20 protein-coding genes and 1 pseudogene are annotated in these 21,981 nt (G+C 40.2%); 15 read left to right on the top strand and 6 right to left on the bottom strand.

Features of this window, described 5'->3' with window-relative positions; all coding sequences use genetic code 11:
• Positions 1–47: 47 nt before the first annotated feature.
• Together aspT and AACW75_RS16160 are read right to left on the bottom strand one after the other, a co-directional pair.
• A complete protein-coding gene (gene aspT, locus AACW75_RS16165; RefSeq protein WP_145568960.1) occupies positions 48–1,940 on the bottom strand; it encodes an aspartate-alanine antiporter in 1,893 nt (630 codons plus the stop codon).
• Between the two features lie 89 nt (positions 1,941–2,029).
• Positions 2,030–3,415 (bottom strand): glutamate decarboxylase, encoded by a 1,386-nt coding sequence (locus AACW75_RS16160; protein ID WP_237297477.1) that lies wholly within the window; start codon positions 3,413–3,415, stop codon positions 2,030–2,032.
• Positions 3,416–3,959: 544 nt separating this feature from the next.
• Here AACW75_RS16160 and AACW75_RS16155 point away from each other — a divergent pair.
• The 8 genes from AACW75_RS16155 to AACW75_RS16120 all read left to right on the top strand — a co-directional run bounded on the left by AACW75_RS16155 (position 3,960) and on the right by AACW75_RS16120 (position 13,366).
• Positions 3,960–4,160 (top strand): DUF1656 domain-containing protein, encoded by a 201-nt coding sequence (locus AACW75_RS16155; RefSeq protein ID WP_017074693.1) that lies wholly within the window; start codon positions 3,960–3,962, stop codon positions 4,158–4,160.
• Between the two features lies 1 nt (position 4,161).
• Positions 4,162–5,013, top strand: a complete 852-nt coding sequence (locus AACW75_RS16150; protein WP_017074694.1) for an efflux RND transporter periplasmic adaptor subunit — start codon at positions 4,162–4,164, stop codon at positions 5,011–5,013.
• Positions 5,010–6,839 (top strand): FUSC family protein, encoded by a 1,830-nt coding sequence (locus AACW75_RS16145; protein WP_145568962.1) that lies wholly within the window; start codon positions 5,010–5,012, stop codon positions 6,837–6,839. Before AACW75_RS16150 ends, AACW75_RS16145 begins: the two co-directional genes overlap by 4 nt.
• Positions 6,840–7,239: 400 nt before the next feature.
• Positions 7,240–8,250 (top strand): phospholipase A, encoded by a 1,011-nt coding sequence (locus tag AACW75_RS16140; protein ID WP_145568964.1) that lies wholly within the window; start codon positions 7,240–7,242, stop codon positions 8,248–8,250.
• Between the two features lie 28 nt (positions 8,251–8,278).
• A complete protein-coding gene (gene pdxY / locus AACW75_RS16135) occupies positions 8,279–9,136 on the top strand; it encodes a pyridoxal kinase PdxY (RefSeq protein WP_145568966.1) in 858 nt (285 codons plus the stop codon).
• A 520-nt stretch (positions 9,137–9,656) separates the two neighbouring features.
• Positions 9,657–9,929, top strand: a complete 273-nt coding sequence (locus AACW75_RS16130) for a hypothetical protein (RefSeq protein WP_145568968.1) — start codon at positions 9,657–9,659, stop codon at positions 9,927–9,929.
• 56 nt (positions 9,930–9,985) lie between these two features.
• Positions 9,986–11,584: a bifunctional aspartate transaminase/aspartate 4-decarboxylase gene (locus AACW75_RS16125; RefSeq protein ID WP_145568970.1), complete on the top strand. Its 1,599-nt coding sequence runs from the start codon at positions 9,986–9,988 to the stop codon at positions 11,582–11,584.
• A 120-nt stretch (positions 11,585–11,704) separates the two neighbouring features.
• Positions 11,705–13,366, top strand: coding sequence for a winged helix-turn-helix domain-containing protein (locus AACW75_RS16120; protein WP_145568973.1), 1,662 nt, complete (start codon positions 11,705–11,707; stop codon positions 13,364–13,366).
• Between the two features lie 89 nt (positions 13,367–13,455).
• Here the strand turns inward: AACW75_RS16120 and AACW75_RS16115 are convergent, their stop codons facing one another.
• Positions 13,456–13,860: a glycine zipper family protein gene (locus AACW75_RS16115; protein ID WP_029225015.1), complete on the bottom strand. Its 405-nt coding sequence runs from the start codon at positions 13,858–13,860 to the stop codon at positions 13,456–13,458.
• Between the two features lie 299 nt (positions 13,861–14,159).
• Here AACW75_RS16115 and AACW75_RS16110 point away from each other — a divergent pair, with 299 nt between their 5' ends.
• The 5 genes and pseudogenes from AACW75_RS16110 (at position 14,160) to AACW75_RS16090 (ending at position 17,772) form a co-directional block, all read left to right on the top strand.
• Positions 14,160–14,564, top strand: a complete 405-nt coding sequence (locus AACW75_RS16110; RefSeq protein WP_145568974.1) for a sigma factor-like helix-turn-helix DNA-binding protein — start codon at positions 14,160–14,162, stop codon at positions 14,562–14,564.
• 32 nt (positions 14,565–14,596) lie between these two features.
• Positions 14,597–15,919, top strand: a pseudogene (tolC, locus tag AACW75_RS16105) (outer membrane channel protein TolC).
• A gap of 90 nt (positions 15,920–16,009) precedes the next feature.
• Positions 16,010–16,375 (top strand): hypothetical protein, encoded by a 366-nt coding sequence (locus AACW75_RS16100; protein WP_065205778.1) that lies wholly within the window; start codon positions 16,010–16,012, stop codon positions 16,373–16,375.
• A 515-nt stretch (positions 16,376–16,890) separates the two neighbouring features.
• Entirely contained in the window at positions 16,891–17,265 is a 375-nt protein-coding gene (locus tag AACW75_RS16095) for an HdeA/HdeB family chaperone (RefSeq protein ID WP_145568976.1), read from the top strand.
• A gap of 9 nt (positions 17,266–17,274) precedes the next feature.
• The gene (locus AACW75_RS16090) at positions 17,275–17,772 is read left to right on the top strand and encodes a DUF1269 domain-containing protein (protein WP_017074706.1); all 498 of its coding nucleotides are present in this window, start codon (positions 17,275–17,277) and stop codon (positions 17,770–17,772) included.
• A 211-nt stretch (positions 17,773–17,983) separates the two neighbouring features.
• Here the strand turns inward: AACW75_RS16090 and AACW75_RS16085 are convergent, their stop codons facing one another.
• A complete protein-coding gene (locus AACW75_RS16085) occupies positions 17,984–18,784 on the bottom strand; it encodes an endonuclease I family protein (RefSeq protein WP_145568978.1) in 801 nt (266 codons plus the stop codon).
• A 204-nt stretch (positions 18,785–18,988) separates the two neighbouring features.
• On the opposite strand from AACW75_RS16085, the gene AACW75_RS16080 reads away from it, so the two are divergent.
• Both AACW75_RS16080 and AACW75_RS16075 read left to right on the top strand, forming a co-directional pair.
• Complete coding sequence (locus tag AACW75_RS16080) at positions 18,989–19,264, top strand: hypothetical protein (RefSeq protein ID WP_017074708.1); 276 nt, start codon at positions 18,989–18,991, stop codon at positions 19,262–19,264.
• Positions 19,265–19,294: 30 nt separating this feature from the next.
• A complete protein-coding gene (locus tag AACW75_RS16075; protein WP_145568981.1) occupies positions 19,295–20,506 on the top strand; it encodes a B12-binding domain-containing radical SAM protein in 1,212 nt (403 codons plus the stop codon).
• A 170-nt stretch (positions 20,507–20,676) separates the two neighbouring features.
• On the opposite strand, the gene AACW75_RS16070 is transcribed toward AACW75_RS16075, so the two are convergent.
• Entirely contained in the window at positions 20,677–21,018 is a 342-nt protein-coding gene (locus AACW75_RS16070) for a hypothetical protein (RefSeq protein WP_145562337.1), read from the bottom strand.
• Between the two features lie 119 nt (positions 21,019–21,137).
• Positions 21,138–21,926: a phytanoyl-CoA dioxygenase family protein gene (locus tag AACW75_RS16065; protein WP_017074711.1), complete on the bottom strand. Its 789-nt coding sequence runs from the start codon at positions 21,924–21,926 to the stop codon at positions 21,138–21,140.
• Positions 21,927–21,981 lie beyond the last annotated feature (55 nt).

Genomic DNA, 21,981 nt, shown 5'->3' with positions numbered 1-21,981 from the left:
AGCCTCATGCGAGTAGCAAGAGGCTTTAATTATCAATAAATCATATGTTAGTAGAACAGCACCATGAACATGCCTATGAGTGTTAGTAGTGTGTTCGATACAGCGTAAGGTACGGTGTAGCCAAGCATTGGGATATTACTTTTCGCTTTTTCTCCAACCATCGCAACCGACGCTGTGCTGGTACGAGCACCACCACAAATACCTAAGTTCAGTGCTGGGTGGAATTTAAAGATGTACTTACCAATCAATGGCGCTAATAGCATTGGGATTGCTGTTGCTGCTGCACCAATAACAAACAGACCTGCTCCAGCGCTTTTAAGGCCTGCAACAAAGCCAGGACCAGCAGAAATACCGACAATAGCAATGAATATGTTTAGACCAACAGAGTTCATAAACCATTGTGTTGGTTGTGGTAGACGAGCAAACGTTGGGTGTACTGAGCGTAACCAGCCTAGTACTAAACCACCGACCAACACACCACCGGATACCGACAAGGTAACAGGTGCGCCGTCAACATTAACCACCAATGCGCCAAGCAGGCCAAAGATAACGATGAATAAACCAACCCAGACCATATCTGTTTCTGTTGTTGTTCTATCAACGTGACCTGCCGCTTTTTCCATACGCTCGGTATGAAGAGCGGTACCAGTCACTGACAATACATCGCCGCGATGAATATCCGTTTGAGCAAGCATTGGGATTTCTTGACCCGCCGCGCCACGAGTGATTTTGTTTAGGTAAACACCACGAGTGTAATCTTCTTTTGCTAGTTCAACCAAAGTGCGGTTAGCAAATGTTTTGTTGGTGACGACAAGATCGACCGTTTCAAGAGGCAGATTATCTAGCTCATCATCAACGACTTCTGTCAGATACTGCTGAGCATGAACTAATGCGTCTGTGTGACCGGTTAATGCAATTACATCTTTTGCCATAAGTGGAGTTGTTGCATCAAACTCTATCATTTGGTCATTGCGTTTAATTTTCTCTATGAACAAACGCTCTTCTTGGTGCTGAGCTTCAAAGTCAGCTACCGTTTTGTTGTTGATGTTGTCTTGAACTTCATAAGTACGAGATTCTGTGCGATGCCAAACTCGTGCAATACCTTCTTCAGGTGTGCCTTCTGACATTTCTTGTTCGTAATCTTTGCAGACTTTTTCTAGGTCAATACCCAACAGTTTTGGCCCTACGTACGCGAGAATCATGCCTGTACCGATAGTACCGAACAGGTAACAAATTGCGTAAGCCACAGGGATTTGATCGAGTAACTCTTGAGTATTGGCAGCACCTGATGAGTTGATCGCATCGGTTGCAAGACCAATAGAGGCTGAAATTGTTTGTGCGCCAGCCCAAAGACCAGCAGCTAGACCTACGTCATAACCGGCCATCTTTGCGCCTGTATAGGTTACAGCAAAGCACAATAGTGAAATAACCACGGCAAAGATAGCTTGTGGGGCGCCATTTTTTGCGACACCTCGAACAAATTGTGGACCTACGCCATAGCCGACAGCAAACAAAAAGAGCGTGAAGAAAATTGATTTAACTTGCGATGATATCGAAATATCAAGCTGACCAATTAATACACCGGCAATCAAAGTGCCTGTTACTGCGCCAAGGCTAAAGTGACCAAATTTGATAGACCCTACCCAGTAACCCACAGCTAGAGTCAGGAAAATAGCCAGCGCTTGGTGCTCACGGAATACTTTCACAATCCACATTGGTTCTGCTTTTACTGGTGCTTTTACGGCCGCTTTTACAGTAGTGGTGTCTGTTTTTTGCGTAGATGCCTGTTCTTGTGCTTGCGCCGAATTGATGAGATTAAAAGAAGGCGTCGCTTGCGTCGCGTCAATATTAATAGTGCCAGCGAGCATGAATACGGCAAGCAAGCTTAGAAATACATGTCTGACAAATTTTGTCGGGCACAGTTTGGATAAGAATGTCATTGGAACCTCAAAGACGTTAATGGTGATTTTGTTTGTTTTTCATTAAGTGATGATTGGGGCTAAGTGAATAGCCCCAAATTGCGTTCGGATTAACCGTGGTTGAATGAGCTTGCGCTGTCTTCATCAACAGAGTTCACAACAGGGAACTTGTTAAACTTTTCAATCGTACGCTTAAGGTCTTTAATCAATAGATCAACCATGTCACGACTCACACCGTGGCGAATAAGCACACGCATGATGACCAAGTCTTCACGGTTAGACGGCATTGAATACGCCGCAATCTGCCAACCGCGAGCGCGAATTGCATCGCTTAAATCAAACAAGTTGAAGTCCGCATCAATGTCTTTTTTCAAACTAAAGCTCATTGCCGGAATACCACCTCGTCCATCATAAATAATGTCAAACAAGCCTAATTTCGCCACTTCGTCTGATAGGTATTGAGCTGAGTGGTAACAAGCATCATGGATGCGTTTGTACCCTTCTTTACCTAGGCGCAGGAAGTTATAGTATTGAGCTACAATCTGGCCGCCAGGACGAGAGAAATTCAAAGTAAACGTTGGCATGTCGCCACCAAGATAGTTAACGCGGAAAATAAGATCTTCCGGTAGATCACTTGCTTCACGGAACACTACCCAGCCCACACCAAGAGGAGCTAGACCGTATTTGTGGCCTGATGCATTAATAGATTTCACACGAGGAATACGGAAATCCCATTCAAGTTCTGGGTCGCAGAATGGGGCGATGAATGCGCCACTTGCGCCATCAACGTGCATTGGAATATCAAGACCTGTTTCTGCTTCTAGCTTATCTAGTGCATCCGCGATGGCTTTTACAGGTTCGTACTGACAAGTGAATGTCACGCCCAGTGTCGGTACCACACCGATGGTATTTTCATCAGCACGAGCAAGAACTTCTTCAGGCGTCATCAGAAGACGGTCACCTTCCATAGGGATTTCACGAAGCTCAACATCCCAGTATTTTGCAAATTTGTGCCAGCACACTTGAACAGGGCCACAAATCAGATTTGGTCTGTCTGTTGATTTACCTTCTTTGCGACGCTTTTCGCGCCAGCGCCATTTCATTGCCATACCGCCTAACATTGCAGCTTCACTTGAACCTGTTGTTGAACAGCCCATCGTGTTTTCTGCATCAGGTGAGTTCCAAAGGTCAGCTAGCATGCGAACACAACGGTCTTCAATTTCTGCTGTTTGTGGGTACTCATCTTTATCAATCATGTTTTTATCGATGCACTCATCCATGATTTTATGGATATTGTCATCCACCCAAGTTTGACAAAAAGTCGCTAGGTTTTGACGAGAGTTTCCATCTAGGATTAATTCATCAGAAACTAATTGATATGCGGCGTCTGGATTAGACTCATCACTCGGAAAGACGTGATTATTAATAGTGGTATCGAGTAATTTGTCTGCAAATACATCATCATCGATTTGATTGTTGTGTTCGTTATTTAGCATTTTCTTCTCCGTTATATAATTAGTAATCAGGACAGGCTTGTTTATTTTTAAAACCGGTCTTGGTTAGGACGAGATGAATTATTGCTTAATAAGAAAATAAAACCATCAATAGAAAATAAAATAGCAATAATTAAAAGTTAAGATAAAAATAATTAAGTTTAAAATGATAAGATAATAATTCCTTTAGATTTTAACTTGCTAAGTTTAGTTCTCTGATCTGATGTTGGTAACAATCGTTCATTGAAGGCAATAGCCATTTTTCTACTCAAATCGGATGTTGATAGATCCTAAAAAGAAGCGGTATGATTTTGTAAAAGGCTATATCAAAAAATATAATACTTATAAATCAGCACCTTGATATTTATTGGCAGATTAAAATGATGAGATTCTGATTCTGGTGTGATTTTTTTATGTCCATTCACCGATAAACTTCTTTACAACTTATCGAGAGTGGTTAGCAAGGTTGACTAAATATTTTGCCATGGTGGTATTAATAAGATCTACTTTCCGCTCAATATTAAATATCGTTACTTGGGGTTTTGGAATGAAAGATCAATTATTATTTGGCAACGTTTATATACCTGGTTTTATGATACTGGTCATTGTTAGTTTGTTTGCATTAATGGCAGTTAAGTATTTATTTGGTGATGTTCTAAGAAAGAAAAAAATAATCAACCCGTCTTTGTGTGAATTATGCCTGGTCATTATTGCTGCCGGGCAACTTTTATTGTTACAGGTGAAATAAAATGAATGTATTTAAAGTGTTGTTACCTACCGTTCTTGTTATTGGCGCAGGTGTGACTTGTTATACCTCTTGGGTTGCGTACACAGATTCATTGTGGACTCGTGACGCAAAAATACACGTTGAGATTGCACAAATTTCACCAAAGGTGTCGGGAGAAATTACTCGCATTGCGGTTACAGATAATCAGTTTGTGAATGCGGGTGATTTGCTGTTTACCATTGATGATGCGGATTATCAGCATAATGTCTCTGACGCAAAATTTTCAATGCTCAAGGCAGAAGCTGAACTCAATCAAGCTAAGAATGTGTATCGTCGTGACTTGAAATTACTGTCTTCGCGATTGATTTCACCTGAACAGGTAATGTCAGAGAAGTTGCAAGTTGATGCCGACAGAGCTGAGTATAAGAAGGCGAAAATAGACCTAGTAAAAGCGGAGCTAAATTTGAGCCGAACCCAAGTGATTGCGCCACAAGATGGTTATGTCACCAATCTTCAACAACGCCAAGGTAACTTTATTAATACTGGCGAAACCTTTGTGGCATTGGTGGAAAGCAATACCTATTACATTCAAGCTTATTTTACCGAAAACAAAATCAAAGAAATTAAAGAAGGAGCGATTGTAACCATCACACCTTACTCTTCTGGTGACACCTTTGAAGGTAAAGTGGAGGGGATTGGACGTGCGATCACCGATCAAAGTGCCGATAGTTCTGGCTTGGTATCAAATGTAGATCCCACTGTCCCTTGGGTGCGTTTAGCACAGCGTGTACCTGTTCGTATTAGTATTCCAAATGAAGTCGTCGCAAATGAAAGGCTGATTGCGGGCACCACTGTCTCGGTTACCATTCAATGATGTTACTCAATTGGGCACGCCAGTGGCTCGATCCTGACTCTGCCATTTTTGGTTTTCGTTTTGCTGTTGCCGTAGTGTTTACTTGGGTTTTGTCGCAGCTGTTTGATTCGGACTCCACTGGAACGGCAATGATGACCACAGCCATTATTCAAATTACCGGTACTCGGGGAGCAAGCATCCGAAAAGCCATGGCGCGCATTGCGGGCACTTTTATGGGGGGCGCTTATGTGTTGCTCATCGCAAGTGTAACTTTGATTGATGCATGGCTTTTTAACAGCTTCATTATTTTGGGCATTGTAGTTAGCCTTGGCATCGCTTCTTATTTTCATCACCGAGTTTCGTATATGTTTGCCATTGTGGGCGTGACATTGTCATTGGTTGGATTCCCAGTGGCAGCGGACCCGAATATGGCTAATCTCTTTGATCACGTACAGTTACGATGTGTCGGTATCTTGTTTGGGATCTTGATGTCGATGGTGGCCAGTCTCATGGTCCCGTACCCGGATGATAAGCGTGAGCTGACGTTTATAAAAAAGCAGACAATTCATTTTATCAAGACACTTTTTCAATCGGATGCGTCCTCTGTCACTAAGTTGATTCGAGGTTTTTTGACGATGATTGGCCGAAAATGGCTGGCAGTGGATGATGAAATCTTTGGCAGTCAAACCAGTACGGCGACGAAGAACTCAAGTCGTGCCAGTTTCTATGATTGCATTAATATTGCCATTATGGGAATTGAACTTCGTAAGGTGGGCAATTCGGTAGGGATGACTCAAGAGGCATGGCAGGCATTGCAAGAGAATGACTTCATACTTGAAGCAAATTTTGCACAAGAGTGGTCACTGACAGAAAGCGATTTTTTCTCACTTTTCCACTTTCAAGTTAAGCATTTTGCTGCCCAACTTGACAGCTTTTCGCAGCAAAACGGCCTGGTAGAAACTAGTGAGACACAATTTGTTGATAAAATTAGCGATTTTACTGATGGCTACTTGGTGCTAATCAATATGTTCAGAGCAGCACTAGCACTTTTTCTATTGTCATTTATGTGGATTGAATTGCAGTGGCAAGATGGAATGGGGGCAATGATAATGGCTGGTATGGTGGTATCGGTCTTTGCTGCAAATCCTGGCGCAGAAAAAGCATTTAGTCCAAACATTTATGCCCAGTTTTTGGCTGGAGGATTTGCCTTTTTAGTGAATTTTATTGTGATGCCAATAGGTTCACCAATTATTGTTTATACGGTGGGGTTTGTAGGCGTTTACATCATGGCGTATTGGTTTAATCAAAGCAAATCGTTGTTAAAAATCATCATGATGGTCTCGTTGTTTTCTTGGGGTAATCTTGTCCCCACAACGAGTATTCCTAGTTTTGATTTTGCTCATTTCTTAAATACATTAGTGGCGAATATGGTTGGACTCATTGTGCTTTGGCTTTCTTACCAATTAATACCTTCTAGAACGGAAGTAGATATTGCTAAACGTCGTGTTAAACAACTAGTGCGTAAAGTTAAAAACAAGCATAAGAGTGCCATTAGCCAATTGAATTTGAACAACCTATTCTTGTCAGTTTATCCTCACGTGCTAGGTGAGAACGAAGATGATACTGTATTTCGGTTGATCTACACCAAGTCCATTTTTCGTGTGCTAGCAAACGAAATGCTTGATAGCGTGGAGCGCGACGTGCTCCTTTCTTCTTTAGACAGTGATAAAGAGCAACTCGTGAAAAACCAAGCGTTGCAGAAGCTTGTGAGTAGCAAGATTAGCGATAAAACGCAGCTCAATTACAATTGGTTTTCGCTAGATAAGTTATGCACTAGCAAACTTTAATCGTGGTGATCTATATAGAGATTGGTACGTCAGTCTCTATATAGGATAAGGAGTCGCTTGCAATGTAACGGTGCTTATCATCGACATTAGTTCGATAACGCTGTTTGTTTTTATAAATAGTCGCACGCCGGGATAAACCAAACTGTCATTTTTGTATTATCTGCATTTTATTTTTTCGCATAAACTATGCGCCTTAAAGTGAGATGCCATGCAAGTTGTTGAATTTGTTTATTTAAAATGTATTATTTATATTTTGAAAAGTTTTATTTTTGTATGTCAGAGAGAAAATCATAAATGATTTAAAGATTACCAGAAAATGAAATTTACTTTATTTATTAGCTGAATGTATCGCGCATTATTCATTTCGAAACTTACTTAACGATATGAAAGGTAGCGAACGATGAACACTGACATAACCCGTACTAATCAACCTTCTCCGCAGTCTAAAGCTTTACTACTACTTCTTTCTTTAGCTGCGTCACCGGTTATGGCTGATGATACTCGAACTGACTCTGAACAAACGTTTGATAATTGTGTATTACGTCAAATCCATATGGATGTTGAGCAAGACAGCTTAGAACAAATTAAAGCTCAGTGTGAGCAAGAAAAAACAGTTGGACGAGCTGAAGACACAACACGACATGAATTAGAAAAAGAAACGGCAGATAACCCTTTTGTTATTACGCCTTATCGTCAGAATTACGTACTCCCGATCACTCATATGAAAGCGGTGAATAAAAACCCATACAATTCTGAGGTGTTCGGTGATGCAGCCGATGGTTTGAGCGATGAAGAAATCAAATTCCAGATAAGCTTTAAAGTGCCTTTGATTACGGACGATATCTTCAATGAAAGTGATGAGCTGTATTTTGGTTTTACACTGAAATCATTTTGGCAGGCGTACTCGTCTGATATTTCAGCACCGTTTCGTGATACGAATTATCGCCCAGAAGTGTTTTACGAAACAAAATTGCCTATCGAAGCTGGGGAGGGCTTGTGGTTCTCTCGAGTTGGTTATGAACACGAATCAAACGGTCGTACTGATGAGCTAAGCCGAAGCTGGAACCGTATTTATGCGGGTGTGGGTTACGAGGAAGATAACTTTATGATGTACGTTGAACCTTGGTACAACCTGGGCGGCATGGACAGTGATAACACCGATATTGAGGACTACCTTGGTCACTATGAAGTGACGGCAGCGTACAAATATGACGTACTAGAGTTCACTGGCGTGGGTCACTACAACTTCAAAACAGGCTACGGTGGTATTGAAGCGGGTGTTAGCTTCCCGTTATTGAACCATGTACGCGGTTACGTACAATATTTCCAAGGCTATGGTGAAAGCTTGATTGATTATGACTACAACAACCAACGTATCGGTGTTGGCATCTTACTAACTGACATTATTTAATCTACTAAACATTAAAGAGAAGCATTCGATGACAAATATTATCTCAATTCAATCACATGTTGTATTCGGTCATGCTGGTAATAGCTCTGCCGTTTTTCCAATGCAAAGAATGGGCGTTGAGGTGTGGCCAATTCATACTGTTCAATATTCTAACCATACACAATATCAACAAGGTTGGACGGGACGAGCGTTTGACGCCTCGGACATTGACCATTTGATTTCAGGTTTGGATAATATCGAACAGCTTGATCAATGTTTTGCCTTAGTCTCCGGCTATCAAGGAAATGCGGCTCAATGTGATTCCGTTTTGACTGCGGTGAATACTCTTAAAGCGCGTAACTCACAGGCATTGTATGTGTGCGACCCTGTGATGGGGGACCCTAAAAAAGGATGTATTGTACCTGACGAAGTGACCGATAAATTGGTCAACAGCTTGATGCCAATCGCCGATGTGATCGTTCCGAATCAATTTGAACTGACTCAATTTACAGGGATGAAGATTGAATCACTTGATGATGCGGTGAAGGCGTGTGCATTGGCATTGAGTAAAGGTCCGAAAGTGGTGTTAGTGAAACACTTACATAGCCTGTCGGATGAAAATTTCTTGATGATGTTGGCAACAGCGGAAGGCACTTACTTAGCTCAGCGCCCTAAATTGGAGTTTGCCAAACAGCCGGTGGGCGTTGGTGATTTGATCACGGGCTTGTTTTCAGCGGGTCTATCAAAAGGTTTATCGGCAGTCGATGCTTTTGGGCATGCGCACAATGCAGCGTTTGGTGTATTAAAAGTGACTCAAGACTGTGGAGAGTGGGAGTTGCAAACCATTAAAGCGCAGAATGAATTTATTCAACCTTCTTACGATTACCTTGTACAAAAAGTAATTTAATACTCTAAAAATCCAGTGGCGGTGAGTGCGTAAATCAATTGCGTTTCTTGCCGCTAGAGGGGTATCTAACATCGTAGACTCCCTGACTCCCCTTATTACTTACTACTTACCTGACTCCCTTTATTACTTACTTACTACCTACCTACCTTTGCTATTAAAGTTCGTTGAGTGTTGCACTTATTCATTGACCAATTTCTAAATTTTGGTCAATGAACTTGTTAAGTGAAATAATTTATACAGCTGTTGATCTCACAATCGTCTATTCAGTACTCCGTTGTAACATTCTAAGTCTTAATAAATTGGTGATGTTTTATTATCTAATCTCATTATTTCTTATAGTCACTCTGAGCTAATGTCATTTAAAGAATATCTAACATTAGTTAAGTTCAATATAAGTTATTAAAAACAATTACTTAAGTAAGTTGTAATGAAATTATAAAAGATAAAATTATGATGAGGAATGCATGTTTTTGATCTCACGCAGTCGTAAAGTGTACGAGAACTAAATGAGGAGCAAAACATGTCAAACAATCACCAACACACTAAACATGCAACATCAGAAAAGATGCAACGTGCATACGGAACAGAAGTTGAACACAAGCATAATAAAGACCATCTTGTTTTTAAAGATAAAGAACAGAGTCATCCTCACCAAAAACATGGTGGTAAGAATGAAGGTCATAAGCATTTAGTTAATCATCACGCTGATGGTCATCATGATAAAGAACATCATGATAAAAAGCATAGCCATAAGAAGGCTTCACGTTTGCATCATAAAACAAGCAATAAATAGTCCTATAACTTCAGTTGTAATCGTAATCATCATGAAAATTAATTCGGAATATAGAAATGAACCGTAATACAGAAAAGCAATTAGAAACATTAAGCCCTTTTGAAGTAAAAAATACTTTAATTGAACTAGCAGAAAATAATAAAGAACATTCAATGATAAATGCAGGTCGTGGAAATCCCAATTGGATTGCAACAGAGCCAAGAGATGCATTTTTCCAATTAGGACTTTTTGCTCTTCAAGAATCTAAATCAACATTTTCTCAATACCCTGGGTTTGGTGGTACTAGTAAAAAAAATGGTATTTCGGAACGATTCCTTTCTTTTTGTGAAGATAATGAACAAGTAGACGGTGTTCGTTTTCTACTTAACGCGTTCAGTTTTTTAACTGTTGAACATAAAATTAATGCCGATGAGCTTATATATGAGTGGGTAGAAGGTATTTTAGGTGATAATTATCCTGTGCCGGATCGTATGCTGAAAAATAGCGAGTTTATTTCACGAAAGTACATCGAACAAGAGATGGGGTATAAAGATACTCTTCCTGCTTCTCACTTTGATTTGTTTGCTGTTGAAGGTGGCACCGCTGCGATGGTGTATATCTTTAACTCGTTGAAAGCGAATCACCTCCTGAACAAGGGAGATAGCATTGCCATTGGTGCTCCTATTTTTACTCCATATATTGAAATGCCTGAACTTGAGGATTACAGCCTCAATAAAGTTGAGATCATGGCGACTGAAGAAAGCCATTGGCAGATCCCGGATAGCGAGTTAGAGAAACTACGTGACCCTAAAATCAAAGCTTTCTTCTTAGTCAATCCAAGCAATCCAGCTTCGGTTAAGCTAAGTGATGAAACACTACAAAAAATTGCGGATATTGCCAATGAACGCCCAGATCTCATTCTTCTTACCGATGATGTGTATGGGACGTTTACTGACAAATTCACATCCCTAGCAATGCTGGCACCAAAGAATACAATTTTGGTTTACTCGTACTCGAAGTACTTTGGCGCAACGGGTTGGCGTTTGGGTGTTATTGCCGTAAACGAAGAGAATGTTTTTGACCGAATGATTGCCGACTTACCAGAGTCAACCCGTAATCAACTTACGAAACGATACAGTGGGATTAGTTTGGATCCGGCTAACATCAAGTTCATTGATCGTTTGGTAGCAGACAGTAGAGCGGTTGCACTCAACCACACCGCAGGTTTATCAACACCGCAACAGATCCAAATGTCACTATTTTCTCTTCTTGCACTGCTTGAAGGTGGACAGGAATATCAACAACACGCGAAACAAATTGTACGCTCTCGCTACCATACTTTGATGGAAAAATCGCTAACACAACCAATTGTGAGCGAAGACGATGAAAGTGGTGCTTTCTATTATGTAGAGATTGATATTCAGGACTTGGCTTCTTCAGTGTATAACGCAGACTTCTTTACTTGGATGAAAGAGAATTTTGAACCATTGGATTTCTTGGTTCGCATGGCAGAAGAAAGTGCGATTGTCGTCATGCCGGGTGGTGGTTTCGATGCTCCTGAATGGTCGCTTCGAGTTTCATTAGCGAATTTACCAGAGTCTGATTACGCAGAGATTTCTTCAGCAATCAACTTGACGTTAGAAGGCTACTACGAAGCGTATTTAAGCGCAAAATAAGCTATTGATCCTAAAAAAAACTCGATAATGAAAATTATCGAGTTTTTTTGTTTTTTGTACAATTCTATCCTATAGTTTTTAACTAAATACAATAAGTTATAGAGAGTCTTGATAGAATTTATGAAGAATCAAAAAGTGCAGTATAAATTCGACGAATGGTTGTTTGTTCCCTACGAGGATAAGTTTATCCTAGATGGAGAGACCATTGTTATTGACAATAGACTTTCCAAACTATTTCATTTCCTTTGTGAATACCCTGATACGGTCTTTTCCAGAGACGAGCTGATTGACGAAGTGTGGAATGGTTCGATTCTTTCTGATCAAGTTATCACGCAAGCTATTTTTGAGCTTCGTAAAATTCTCAAACAGCATGGGAATCACCCTCATGGATATATTGTTACGGTGCCCAAACGAGGTTATAAATTAGACGCTACTGTTGATCGGACAATCGAAGCTCCGAAAGTATTGATTGATAGTGTTTTTAGAAGTGAATCGCTAGAAACTGAAACATCGGACTATTCAAATGAAGGCGAAGTGCAACCTGAAACAGAATCTGCAGAGTCTGTTATCGCAGAGACCAAAGAGGTGGAACAACCTGAAGCTTTCAATGAAGACCCGGTTGCTGAAGAGCAGGCGCAGACCTCAACACAGTTAGTCGAGCCTACTAAACCTAGTCATCCGCCAGTACAGCCACCAAAGGCACAGACAAAAGAGCCCAAATCAACTAACGTAAAAAAAGCACCTTTGCTGATTACCGTTGCTGTGCTCTTTGCCGTGATAGTCTCTTGGTTTTTTATTAATCAGAACCAAGCCCCAAGCACACATGTAGCGACAAAAGATATCGTTGAAACACCAAGTTATTTATCTCTTGAGCCTAGATACATTCATGTGATTATTGATGATGATGTAAGAAAAGATGATTTGAAAGTCGGTGTCATCAAAACGTTATTAGACTTTTTAAAAACATATCAAGATTTTCGGATTATCTATGATGGTCCCGCTGCCAAGTTAGCGGCAAATGAGATTCACTTTAAAAGCAGTACAAATCAAAATAAAGAACGGTTAGAGATAGAGTATTTCAATCGTATATCGAAACATAAGCATTTAGACCGCAAATATGATGTATCTAATCAAGCATTGAAAAGATCTATAAAATCGTCGTTGGATGATTTACTGGATTCATTCAATCTTGATATCGATAAACAACAGATAGCGAAACTAGTTAATGAATTACCTGATGATAGCGTCGCATTAAACTCAATCTTGACCGCCTACTCGGCTACCTACCATGGTACTTCAGAGCTAGAAGCTCTTGACCTGATAAAACAAGCTGAGATTTACGCACCAGAAAATCCTTACATTGTGGCTTCGGGTTATATTTATAACCTTTCTTATATGTATTTGAATCCCAAGCAAGATAATACAACGTTAATTGCAGAGCAAAATGAAAGAGCACTAAGGAAATTTTCGTCATTCTCCGAAGAAGGACGTAATACTCCAAGAGTAATAGAGGCTATGGTAATGATGGCTTTATCACAGGATGATACTGTAGCAGCAAATTCGTTACTTAATGCGATACCTCCAAATCGTCGTTCGGTTCTTTTTTATATTCTAAGTGCTAAAAAAGCAGAGTTAACGGGTAATCGAGATGCAGCAGAAGAGCTTTATTACTATGCGGTATTAGAGGCTTCGACCACTTTAGTACTCGATCTATCTGAAGTCTTATTTTTCAACAGTGATTTATCGGATATAAAGACCAAAATAGAACTGAGCTCTCGTTAGAAACTAGCAACCAGATACACAAAAGGCACGGTAACTGAGGTTACCGTGCCTTTTATGTTTGAGTTCATTCACCTTGTGTTCGCTTTACTTTAGTTAAGGATGGTATAACCACGTTCAGTCATACAGTTTCTCATCACTTTGTCTTTTTCTCCTGAATATTGCATAGAAGCTTGTTCTTTTTGCGCTGAACCGCCTAAAAACCCCGTCACCAGTCCAATGCCCGCGCCTATCTCTGCGCCTGTTGAACCTGAGCCACCGCCGATTGCAGCTGCGCCAGCACCTAGAGCCGCTCCCCTGCCGACATGTCTAATCGTTGTTCTGCCTGTGCTCTGTGTTTGTTGCAACTGCACTTGGCTACTCAATTGTTCACATTGATACATATCAGCACTGTATTTTTCCTGATCTAAACCTTTGGTGTCGATGATTAAGTTTTGAGAGAAAGCTTGCGGAGCAACCGCAATTGCCATTAATGATAGTAGAAGTGCTTTTTTCATTTTCTTATCCGTTAGTTGATTAATTAAGATGATCATAACGGATAACAAATCTGAATGAATAAAGGCCATATAAATCATATCTAATAATCTTCTGCTGAAAAGTTATCATCAAATAAGTATTAATTTCAGGATAAAAATCAGATAAAAGCAAGATAAAAACTCAATAAAAAATTAATTTATCTCATTGTTTTAAAAGGATTATATTGAGATTAGCATAGTATGATTAATTGCTGATAACAAAGATGGCTTAGTACCTTAATATTCTCCCAACGTTAACCACATCCTATCTAAGAGAGAATATGCCAACTCCAACCAAGTTATACCGTTCAGAGACGTTTAATAGCCTTCCATACTATGTTGGCGCAGCCAGTCAATCTGAATCCTTACTTAATGAGAATGACGATACATTTGATAATTATATTGAGGATAGTGCTCTAGGTTCTTTTTACATCGACTCCGCAGCTCAGCATGAAGAGGAGAATTGGAAGAAACACCTTTCTAGAGAATTACGATTTGCTCTGAATAAACTAGACCACATTAGTAAGGATGTACTTATACATCGCTGGTTGACACAGGAAAAAGCCACATTGGATGAATTAGCTAATCGTCACAATTTATCAAGACAGGACATTCATCAATTAGAAGCGATTACATTAGACAAGCTTCGTTATTTGATGGCTCCAGCCACTTTATTTACTTTTTAATAAGACAATTTTATATTTAATACGGTATCAAAATGAAAAATAAGATGAAAATTACTCCTCTGATCTTGTTGGCGGTGAGTGGCGCGGTAAATGCTGATTCACTGAGTGAAATCTATAATTTAGCCAAAAAACATGATCCTGAGTTACTTGAAGCGGCCGCCCAGCGTGACAGCGCATTTGAGGCGATCAACTCAACAAGAAGTAACTTGTTACCACAGATTGACTTAACAACAGGGTACGTCTATCAAGATACTGATCGTCATGAGGCTGACGGTAGCACTGGGAACGTTAATCTTGGATTAGTTCAGTCGATATACGATCGCAGCAGTTGGATATCTCTCAATATTTCTGAAAAAACGGCACGCGAAGCAGATGCTCGTTATGCGGTTACTCAGCAATCTGTTATTTACAATATAACAGAAGCCTATTTTGATGTTTTATCGGCTAAAGATAATCTTATTTTTGTGCAAGCAGAGAAGGAGGCTTTAGCTAAACAGCTAAATCAAACTGAACAACGCTTTGAAGTGGGCAGTGCTCCCATTACTGATGTTCAGGACGCACAAGCGCAATACGACAATGTTGTAGCGCAAGAAATACAGGCTCAAAATTCGGTAGAAAATGCCTTGGAAGAAGTACGAGCGATTACCGGACAGCCTGCTTCAAACCTTTCTGTTCTTGATATCAAACGATTCTCGACTTCGATGCCTGCCCTCTCTGCAAATGATCTTGTTCAAAAGGCAAGTAATGAGAATCTACAAATTTTGGCGGGGCGTATTCAAAAAGACATTGCTAAAGAGCAAATCTCACTCGCAGATTCTGGTCACTTACCGACAATATCATTGACCACTGGTTATGAATACACAAAGAATTTTGATGAACCGAACAACCCAGTAACAGGTTATACGCAAGATGACGATGAGAACTTATTCAACATAGGATTATCGATAGATCTGCCTGTGTATTCCGGTGGACGTGTTACTTCATAAAGTAAACAAGCGCAATATCAATATGTTGCTGCAAGCCAAGATCTCGAGAGTACTTATCGCGACGTAGAGAAGAACATTAGAGCAATCAATAACAACATTCGTTCAGCGATTGGTTCGATAAAGGCTTATGAACAATCATTAGTGTCTGCAAAATCAGCGTTAGAGGCTACTGAGCAGGGTTTTATGGTGGGAACACGAACCATGGTGGATGTTTTGGATAGTACGCAAAACGTTTATCAAGCAAAAAAGAACCTATCGGATGCTCGTTATCAATATATTTTATCAAGAGTTCAGTTGAGACAAGCTACTGGTTCACTAAGTGAACAAGACATTTTTGATGTGGACGCTGGATTAACTCGAATCCATTAATTGCGCATTCTGAATACTATATATGTGCTCCCAAAGCTTGGGGGCAATACAGATTACTATGGCGAAAATGCCATTAAATAGGCAAATGAAATGAAAAATTTGACCCAAAATGTAGTTATCGAACCACAAGCGCAATCAATGATTAATGAGCAGTTATCAACTTTAATGCAGTTGACCGAAAACGCTTTGTACGTTGAGTATGACGTTAAATTTAATATTGTATTCCAAGATTATGAGGTTCAAGTCTCTGCGTTTCTGCCAAGCCAAACCTTTTATCTGAACAACACTGATTATGATTTGGAAAAGGGACTAGAAGATGCATTCCTTGGACTCCAACATAAACTACAGAAATACTATGATAAAAAGGCAGTTAAACAAGTCATAGCCACAAAGATAGGTCAAATGGTTAATGCTTTGAATAGTAATCGACAAACTTTGCTTGCCAAGATTCGTTAATCGAAATCAAAAGTGCCATTGCGACAGAATTGAATTTACTAACGTCCAACCCACATTGCGAATAAGAGCTGTTTGAAACTTTCGTTCGAGAGTTTTATGCAGCTCTTTTTTACGTCTGTTCTTTATAGGTTATGGCAAGAGTTCGTTGTCGTGATATCTGTAACTCCATCGTTTTCTCGGCACTAGAAAATACTCTTCCTATACCGATGCTCTGCATAGCTATGGCTTTGTTTTAGTGACAACAACTGTCTTGCGCAGCCTATCAGAAATTGAGTTTGGCAAATTCACTAAGACTTAGTAATCAGTCGCTAGAAATAGACGACGCATTATAGAGTTGGCTATAAAACGGTGATAAAGAGTAGATTGATTAATTATAAAATAGCAAAGCTGATTACTTGTAACTGACTGTTATTAAGAGAAAATTTAATAATTAGTTTTTGATTATCCTTGATTGATAACAATGTGTAGATGTTTCATTAGTATCTGTCTCACACCTACTCAACGAGAGAAGCAACATGACAAACAAACTACTTAACCTTTCTATTGTAACGCTTGTAACATTTTCTACATTTTCTACATTTGCTCAAGCAGCAAATGATGACATTTTAAATACAGCATCCACAACAGCAGAAGTGCAGGTTGAGTCAACGATTACTTGTGCCGACTTTTTGGAACTAGACCAAGAAATTATCCCAGTCAGTGTTAACTATTTAATGGGGTGGGATTCAGAAACACAAAGTATTGATACTCACAAAGTGGAAGACTTTGACACCATCGATATCACTCAGATTGTGGAAGTTTGTGAACAACATCCAACAGCTTTAGCGGTAGAAGTTATTGAACAACAAACAGCAAAAGCAAATGCTAAAAAAATTGAAAAAGCACTTTAGGACTAAATGATGAACTCAAATAAAACAATCGCTATCGCACATACTCATGCTGACGCAGAACAGTTAGTCACTCAGTTATCAAAGCAGGGTTTCCCTATTGATAAAATGTCGATTATCGGCAAAGGCTATGAAACGGAAGAGCATGCTACAGGCTTTTACAACATTGGTGACCGAGTCAAAACTTGGGGTAAAACTGGCGGCTTATGGGGCGGTATCTGGGGAGCGCTTGTCGGTTCTGGCCTTTTTTGGTTACCTGGTGTTGGTGCTGTACTTGCTGCAGGTCCATTTGTTGCTACGTTAGCAGGGGCAGTTGAAGGGGCGGTCATCACTGGTGGGTTCTCAGCATTGGGCGGTGCATTAGCGAGCATTGGAATTCCGAAAGACAGCATCATTAAATATGAAGCCGCAATAAAAACAGATAAGTACCTAGTCATGCTTGACGGTACTGAACAACAACTGCTCGATGCTCAGGTATTTATTGAAGCTCATCCTGGCAGTTCAATCTAATTAACAATATTGCTTTAGCTTATGTTTTTGAACACTCACACTGTGACTCGGTGTGAGTGTTCAGCTTGAGAGCCAGTCGATAGAGGTTCTTCTAACATACGAAGTCAATTTTTTGATTTTTCGAATCACCCTTGATGATTAAAGGTAACATTATGGGCTGTGAAACGGCCACTAATTTACTTTTTATTCACCATACAAAAATACGTCGCTGTTACTCTATGTTATTACAACGGCTACCGTAAATATTGTTGACCCAATTCGGGTTATCAATGAAAGGATTTCGGTTTCCTTGCCAGTTCACTGCTTTTTCGTGGCGGTTACGTTCCCAGTCGTCTACTGGGTCTGCGTTGTGCCATTGAAGTAATGTACATAACTTCCCAACTTTAGATTTACCCGACGTACTCGAAGTATCATCAACCAGATACAAGTCTGGCATTTTTGCGTTGCTTCCTTGATAACGCACGGCCATGTAGAAAATCGAACGAGCGGTATCCCCCTTCACTGCATCTCTAGGTTCAAAGCTATCGTTATCGGTTTTATTTAACGGTGCCTTTTGCAATGGCGAACCACCAAAATCAAAGTCTTTGTTTGAGCGGATTGAATTAATTTCTGCATCCGTTGGCTGTAAGTGATGAATATCGGTATAGCCCCATTGGTCTTTACGCTTAAAACCAAAAGATTTCGGCCAAAGGTGCTCACGGTTCCATGCATTTTTGTTGTTATTGCCCGATGAAGTAAAATCTTTAGATTGTGAACGACCGCTGTAATACAAAATAACGTTGTTCGAATTATTTGGGTCTTCGTTTGTATCTTTTAATGCCGACCATACCTCTGTATACGATAATTGTTTTTGCCCACGAGCAGCAATAACGCTCAACATTTCTTTTAAAGCATTTCCGTTTAATCCTTGGGCTTCTAGGTAATAGTCGTCAGGGTATGTTGTATCAGCAAGCGCAATTGGACTAAGAGCTGTAGACATAAGGAAAAGGCTTAAATTTAGACGCATTTTCATTGTTTTTAATATCCTTGTTATTGTTTTAATGACCCACCATTGATGAGTTCCCTCATACTCTATAAAACACAATTTATATGCAATTGATTTAATTGCAAAATAGAACTGCTGGCAATCTATTATTCAAATTGAAAATAGGTAACCAAAAGTTGACCAACGCTTCTCTACAATGATGCCTAGTTTCATTACTAGGAGTTAAGAAAGATGAGCATGCCCAAAGTAATGTCTAAATGGAAAACATTGCTGGCACTCACCATGGCCTTGTTGGCTTTTAAGTTTCATCTACTTGTGATTTGGGGGCTATTCTGCTGGTTTTGGGGGTGGGAAAACCTGCGCGTTAAAGAAGCCTTCTTTGTTGAACGTATTGAGCTTAAAGAGCATCCAGTTTTGTTCACATTGATCATCATCAGTTGGTTTGTGATGGGCGGGCTTTATTTCTATATGGACAATAGAGTCTATGAGTTTTTTAGCTCTCTGTAGCTAAGCAAAAGTTAATAATTAGGATACGTTATGAAAATCTATTTAATTAAAGCCTCTGCTGGCAGCGATTACTCAAAATACAAAGCTTCGACAGGTGGCCCTCCACAAAACATATTTGCGGCCGCTGCTGCCACACCAAAGTGGTACCAGTTAGATATGGTGGATGAAACCATAGGTGCAAAAGCCGATCTCTATACCGAGGCCGATCTGGTGGTGATATTTATGTCGACCCCTGATGCTTATCGGGCTTACGAGCTCGCTTCTAAATATAAGAAAAAGGGCAAAACAGTCATACTCGGTGGGTTACATACTCAGTTTAACCCAACAGAAGCGGCAGAATATGCGGATTGCTTGGCGATGGGAGAAGTTGAGAACTACTGGGTTCAGCTGCTACGTGACGCCGAGTTTGGTTCACCACAGCCTATTTATGAGAGCTCTGAGCCTGTTGATCTCAGTGTACTTAATCCATACCCAACAAATATCATCAATCCAGAAGTGTACAATTATACATGGTCAGTAGTCGTGACAAGAGGTTGTCCATTCAAATGTAACTTTTGCTTGGTACCAAGGTTCTTTGATAAGTTCCAGAAAAGGCCAATCGAAAATATCGTCAGCGAGTTAGAGCACCTTAAGACATTAGGTATTGAGTGGGTCGAGTTGCACTCCGACAATCTCACCCATGATCGAGAATATGCCTTAGCGTTGTTTAAAGCTATTGAGCCTCTTAAGATGAGTTTCTACGGGGAAACGACAGTCTTGATTGCTCCCGACACAGAATTGCTTAGTGCTGTGGTGAAAGCAGGGTTCAAGGCGGTATTGTTAGGGATAGAAACGCCTTCTGAAGAGGCATTAAAGGCACAAAAGAAAGGCTTTGTGAAACCCTCTAAGATGAAAGAGTACATTGCTGAGATAAGGTCACATGGCATTGAGGTATGGGGAGATTTCTTGTTCGGTTTTGATGAACACGATACTTCAATCTTCAAGCAAACCCAGAAGTTCGTTGAAGATATCAAGGTTGATAAGGTCATCCCGCATTATATGATTCCGTTTCCGGGTTCAGAGTCTTTTAATAACTTAGAGCGAGAGGGGAGACTTCTCACTAAAGATTGGTCTAAGTACGATGGTAGTCACCCGGTTTATCAACCAAGTCGTATGAGTGTTGAAGAGTTAGAAGAAGGCTTGTATTGGATTTGGCGTAAGAATGCGAGCTTCAAAGATAGAGTCGCTGCTTGGTTCAATTAGAATCTGTGCTTGATTGAGTTAAGTGCATGGACTGCTAACCACTGAAGTTTATAAACAAGCCTGAGTTATCTGGAATTCAGAATTGAATTAGTACATTTTAGAGGCTCCATGTGGAGCCTTTATATAAAGTATTCACCAAACTTACTTGGCGTAGCTGTGAAATTCCGCGATTAAAAACCATAGCTTTGTTTGATTGGCTCACAGACTAGTTTATATTTTGCGTCCGCTGCTTCTTTCCCAGCAAATTCTAACATCGCTTCTGAATAACCCATTGCAGTGCCGAATTCTTCCATTATATAAGGATCTTCTTTGACACTCACTGTGCGATCTTTCGATAGCTCGACAATAAACTTAGCGTAATCTTGGTTTTTATCTAAGCCTGCCGCCCAACCAAAGCAGTGAGCCGCATCTTGCTTAGGGAATTCGTTAAAATCTTCACCATTCACTTCGGCTAAAGCAGCACCCGAAACAAGTGCTGTAAGTAGTGACATGCTAGTAATTAGTTTTTTCATATTGCTTATCTCGAATATTGAATATGAAGCTATCTTATTGCGAGCGTTATGAATTAAATGTGAACATATTTGTTATTATTTTCAAGTCACGTGACTTTTGATGCAACTGTTTTAATCGCTTACGAGCAAAGCATCGACTTTAGGTGAAGCGTGTTCATAAACAATCTTGGGTCGGTAATCTTGTTCAACATTGATGGAGTTGGTAAGCAATCGTCATCGACGTAGTCGACATAATCGGCCGCAGAATCAAAGATCAAAATATCTAGGGCCAAACGATCCAATCCGTATCTACCTCGATGGATCATATCCGCTGAAAATACCAATAAGTCGCCCGCCGCTAACGGTATCTGCTTACCGCCAGAGATGTCATCACTGCTCTCTTTGCCATTGACCTCTTGGCGAACATTGTACTCTTCTTCGTTATCCCAGCGTTTGTGCGTTCCGGGTATGAGTTCCATTCCGGGTTCATCAAATAAGGGCACGCGCAAGTGTAATACTTGCGTTTCTAGTATCACTCTCATCTGGTCATCAATGTCATAGTCGTATTGACAGTCACGATGCCAAAAGTCTTTCTGTTGAGGATTTACCGGGTTGAAGAACAGTTGCGTGTTCATGAATGCCGGGTTGTTTGGTATTACCGCGTCAACTACGTCCATGACTTTTTTTGAGCTAATGAAATCAAAGAGTGCGGTTCTATCATCTGCGGGTAAGTATTCGCTTCCCGTAATTAGAGACGAGTTAAACGCTTCTTCTTGATAGAACTCTTCATTGTCGGCCTTCCATGATTCATGGAATTTCAACACGACTTTTCTAAGCGAAGCAATCTGAGCTTCATCGAAATAATTTCTAATAACAAAGTAACCATCTTCGTCGTATTGGTTACTTAATTGTTGGCTGTTTTCTACCACTGACTACCTTCGTTCATTCTATACCGCTTAATAACCACGGATTTCTTGAGCGCAT

The organism is Vibrio sp. L3-7, from assembly GCF_963898195.1.
Lineage (GTDB): Bacteria > Pseudomonadota > Gammaproteobacteria > Enterobacterales > Vibrionaceae > Vibrio > Vibrio echinoideorum.
The sequence above is the reverse complement of the archived record's forward strand: the minus strand, read 5'-3'. Positions and strand labels throughout refer to the sequence as shown.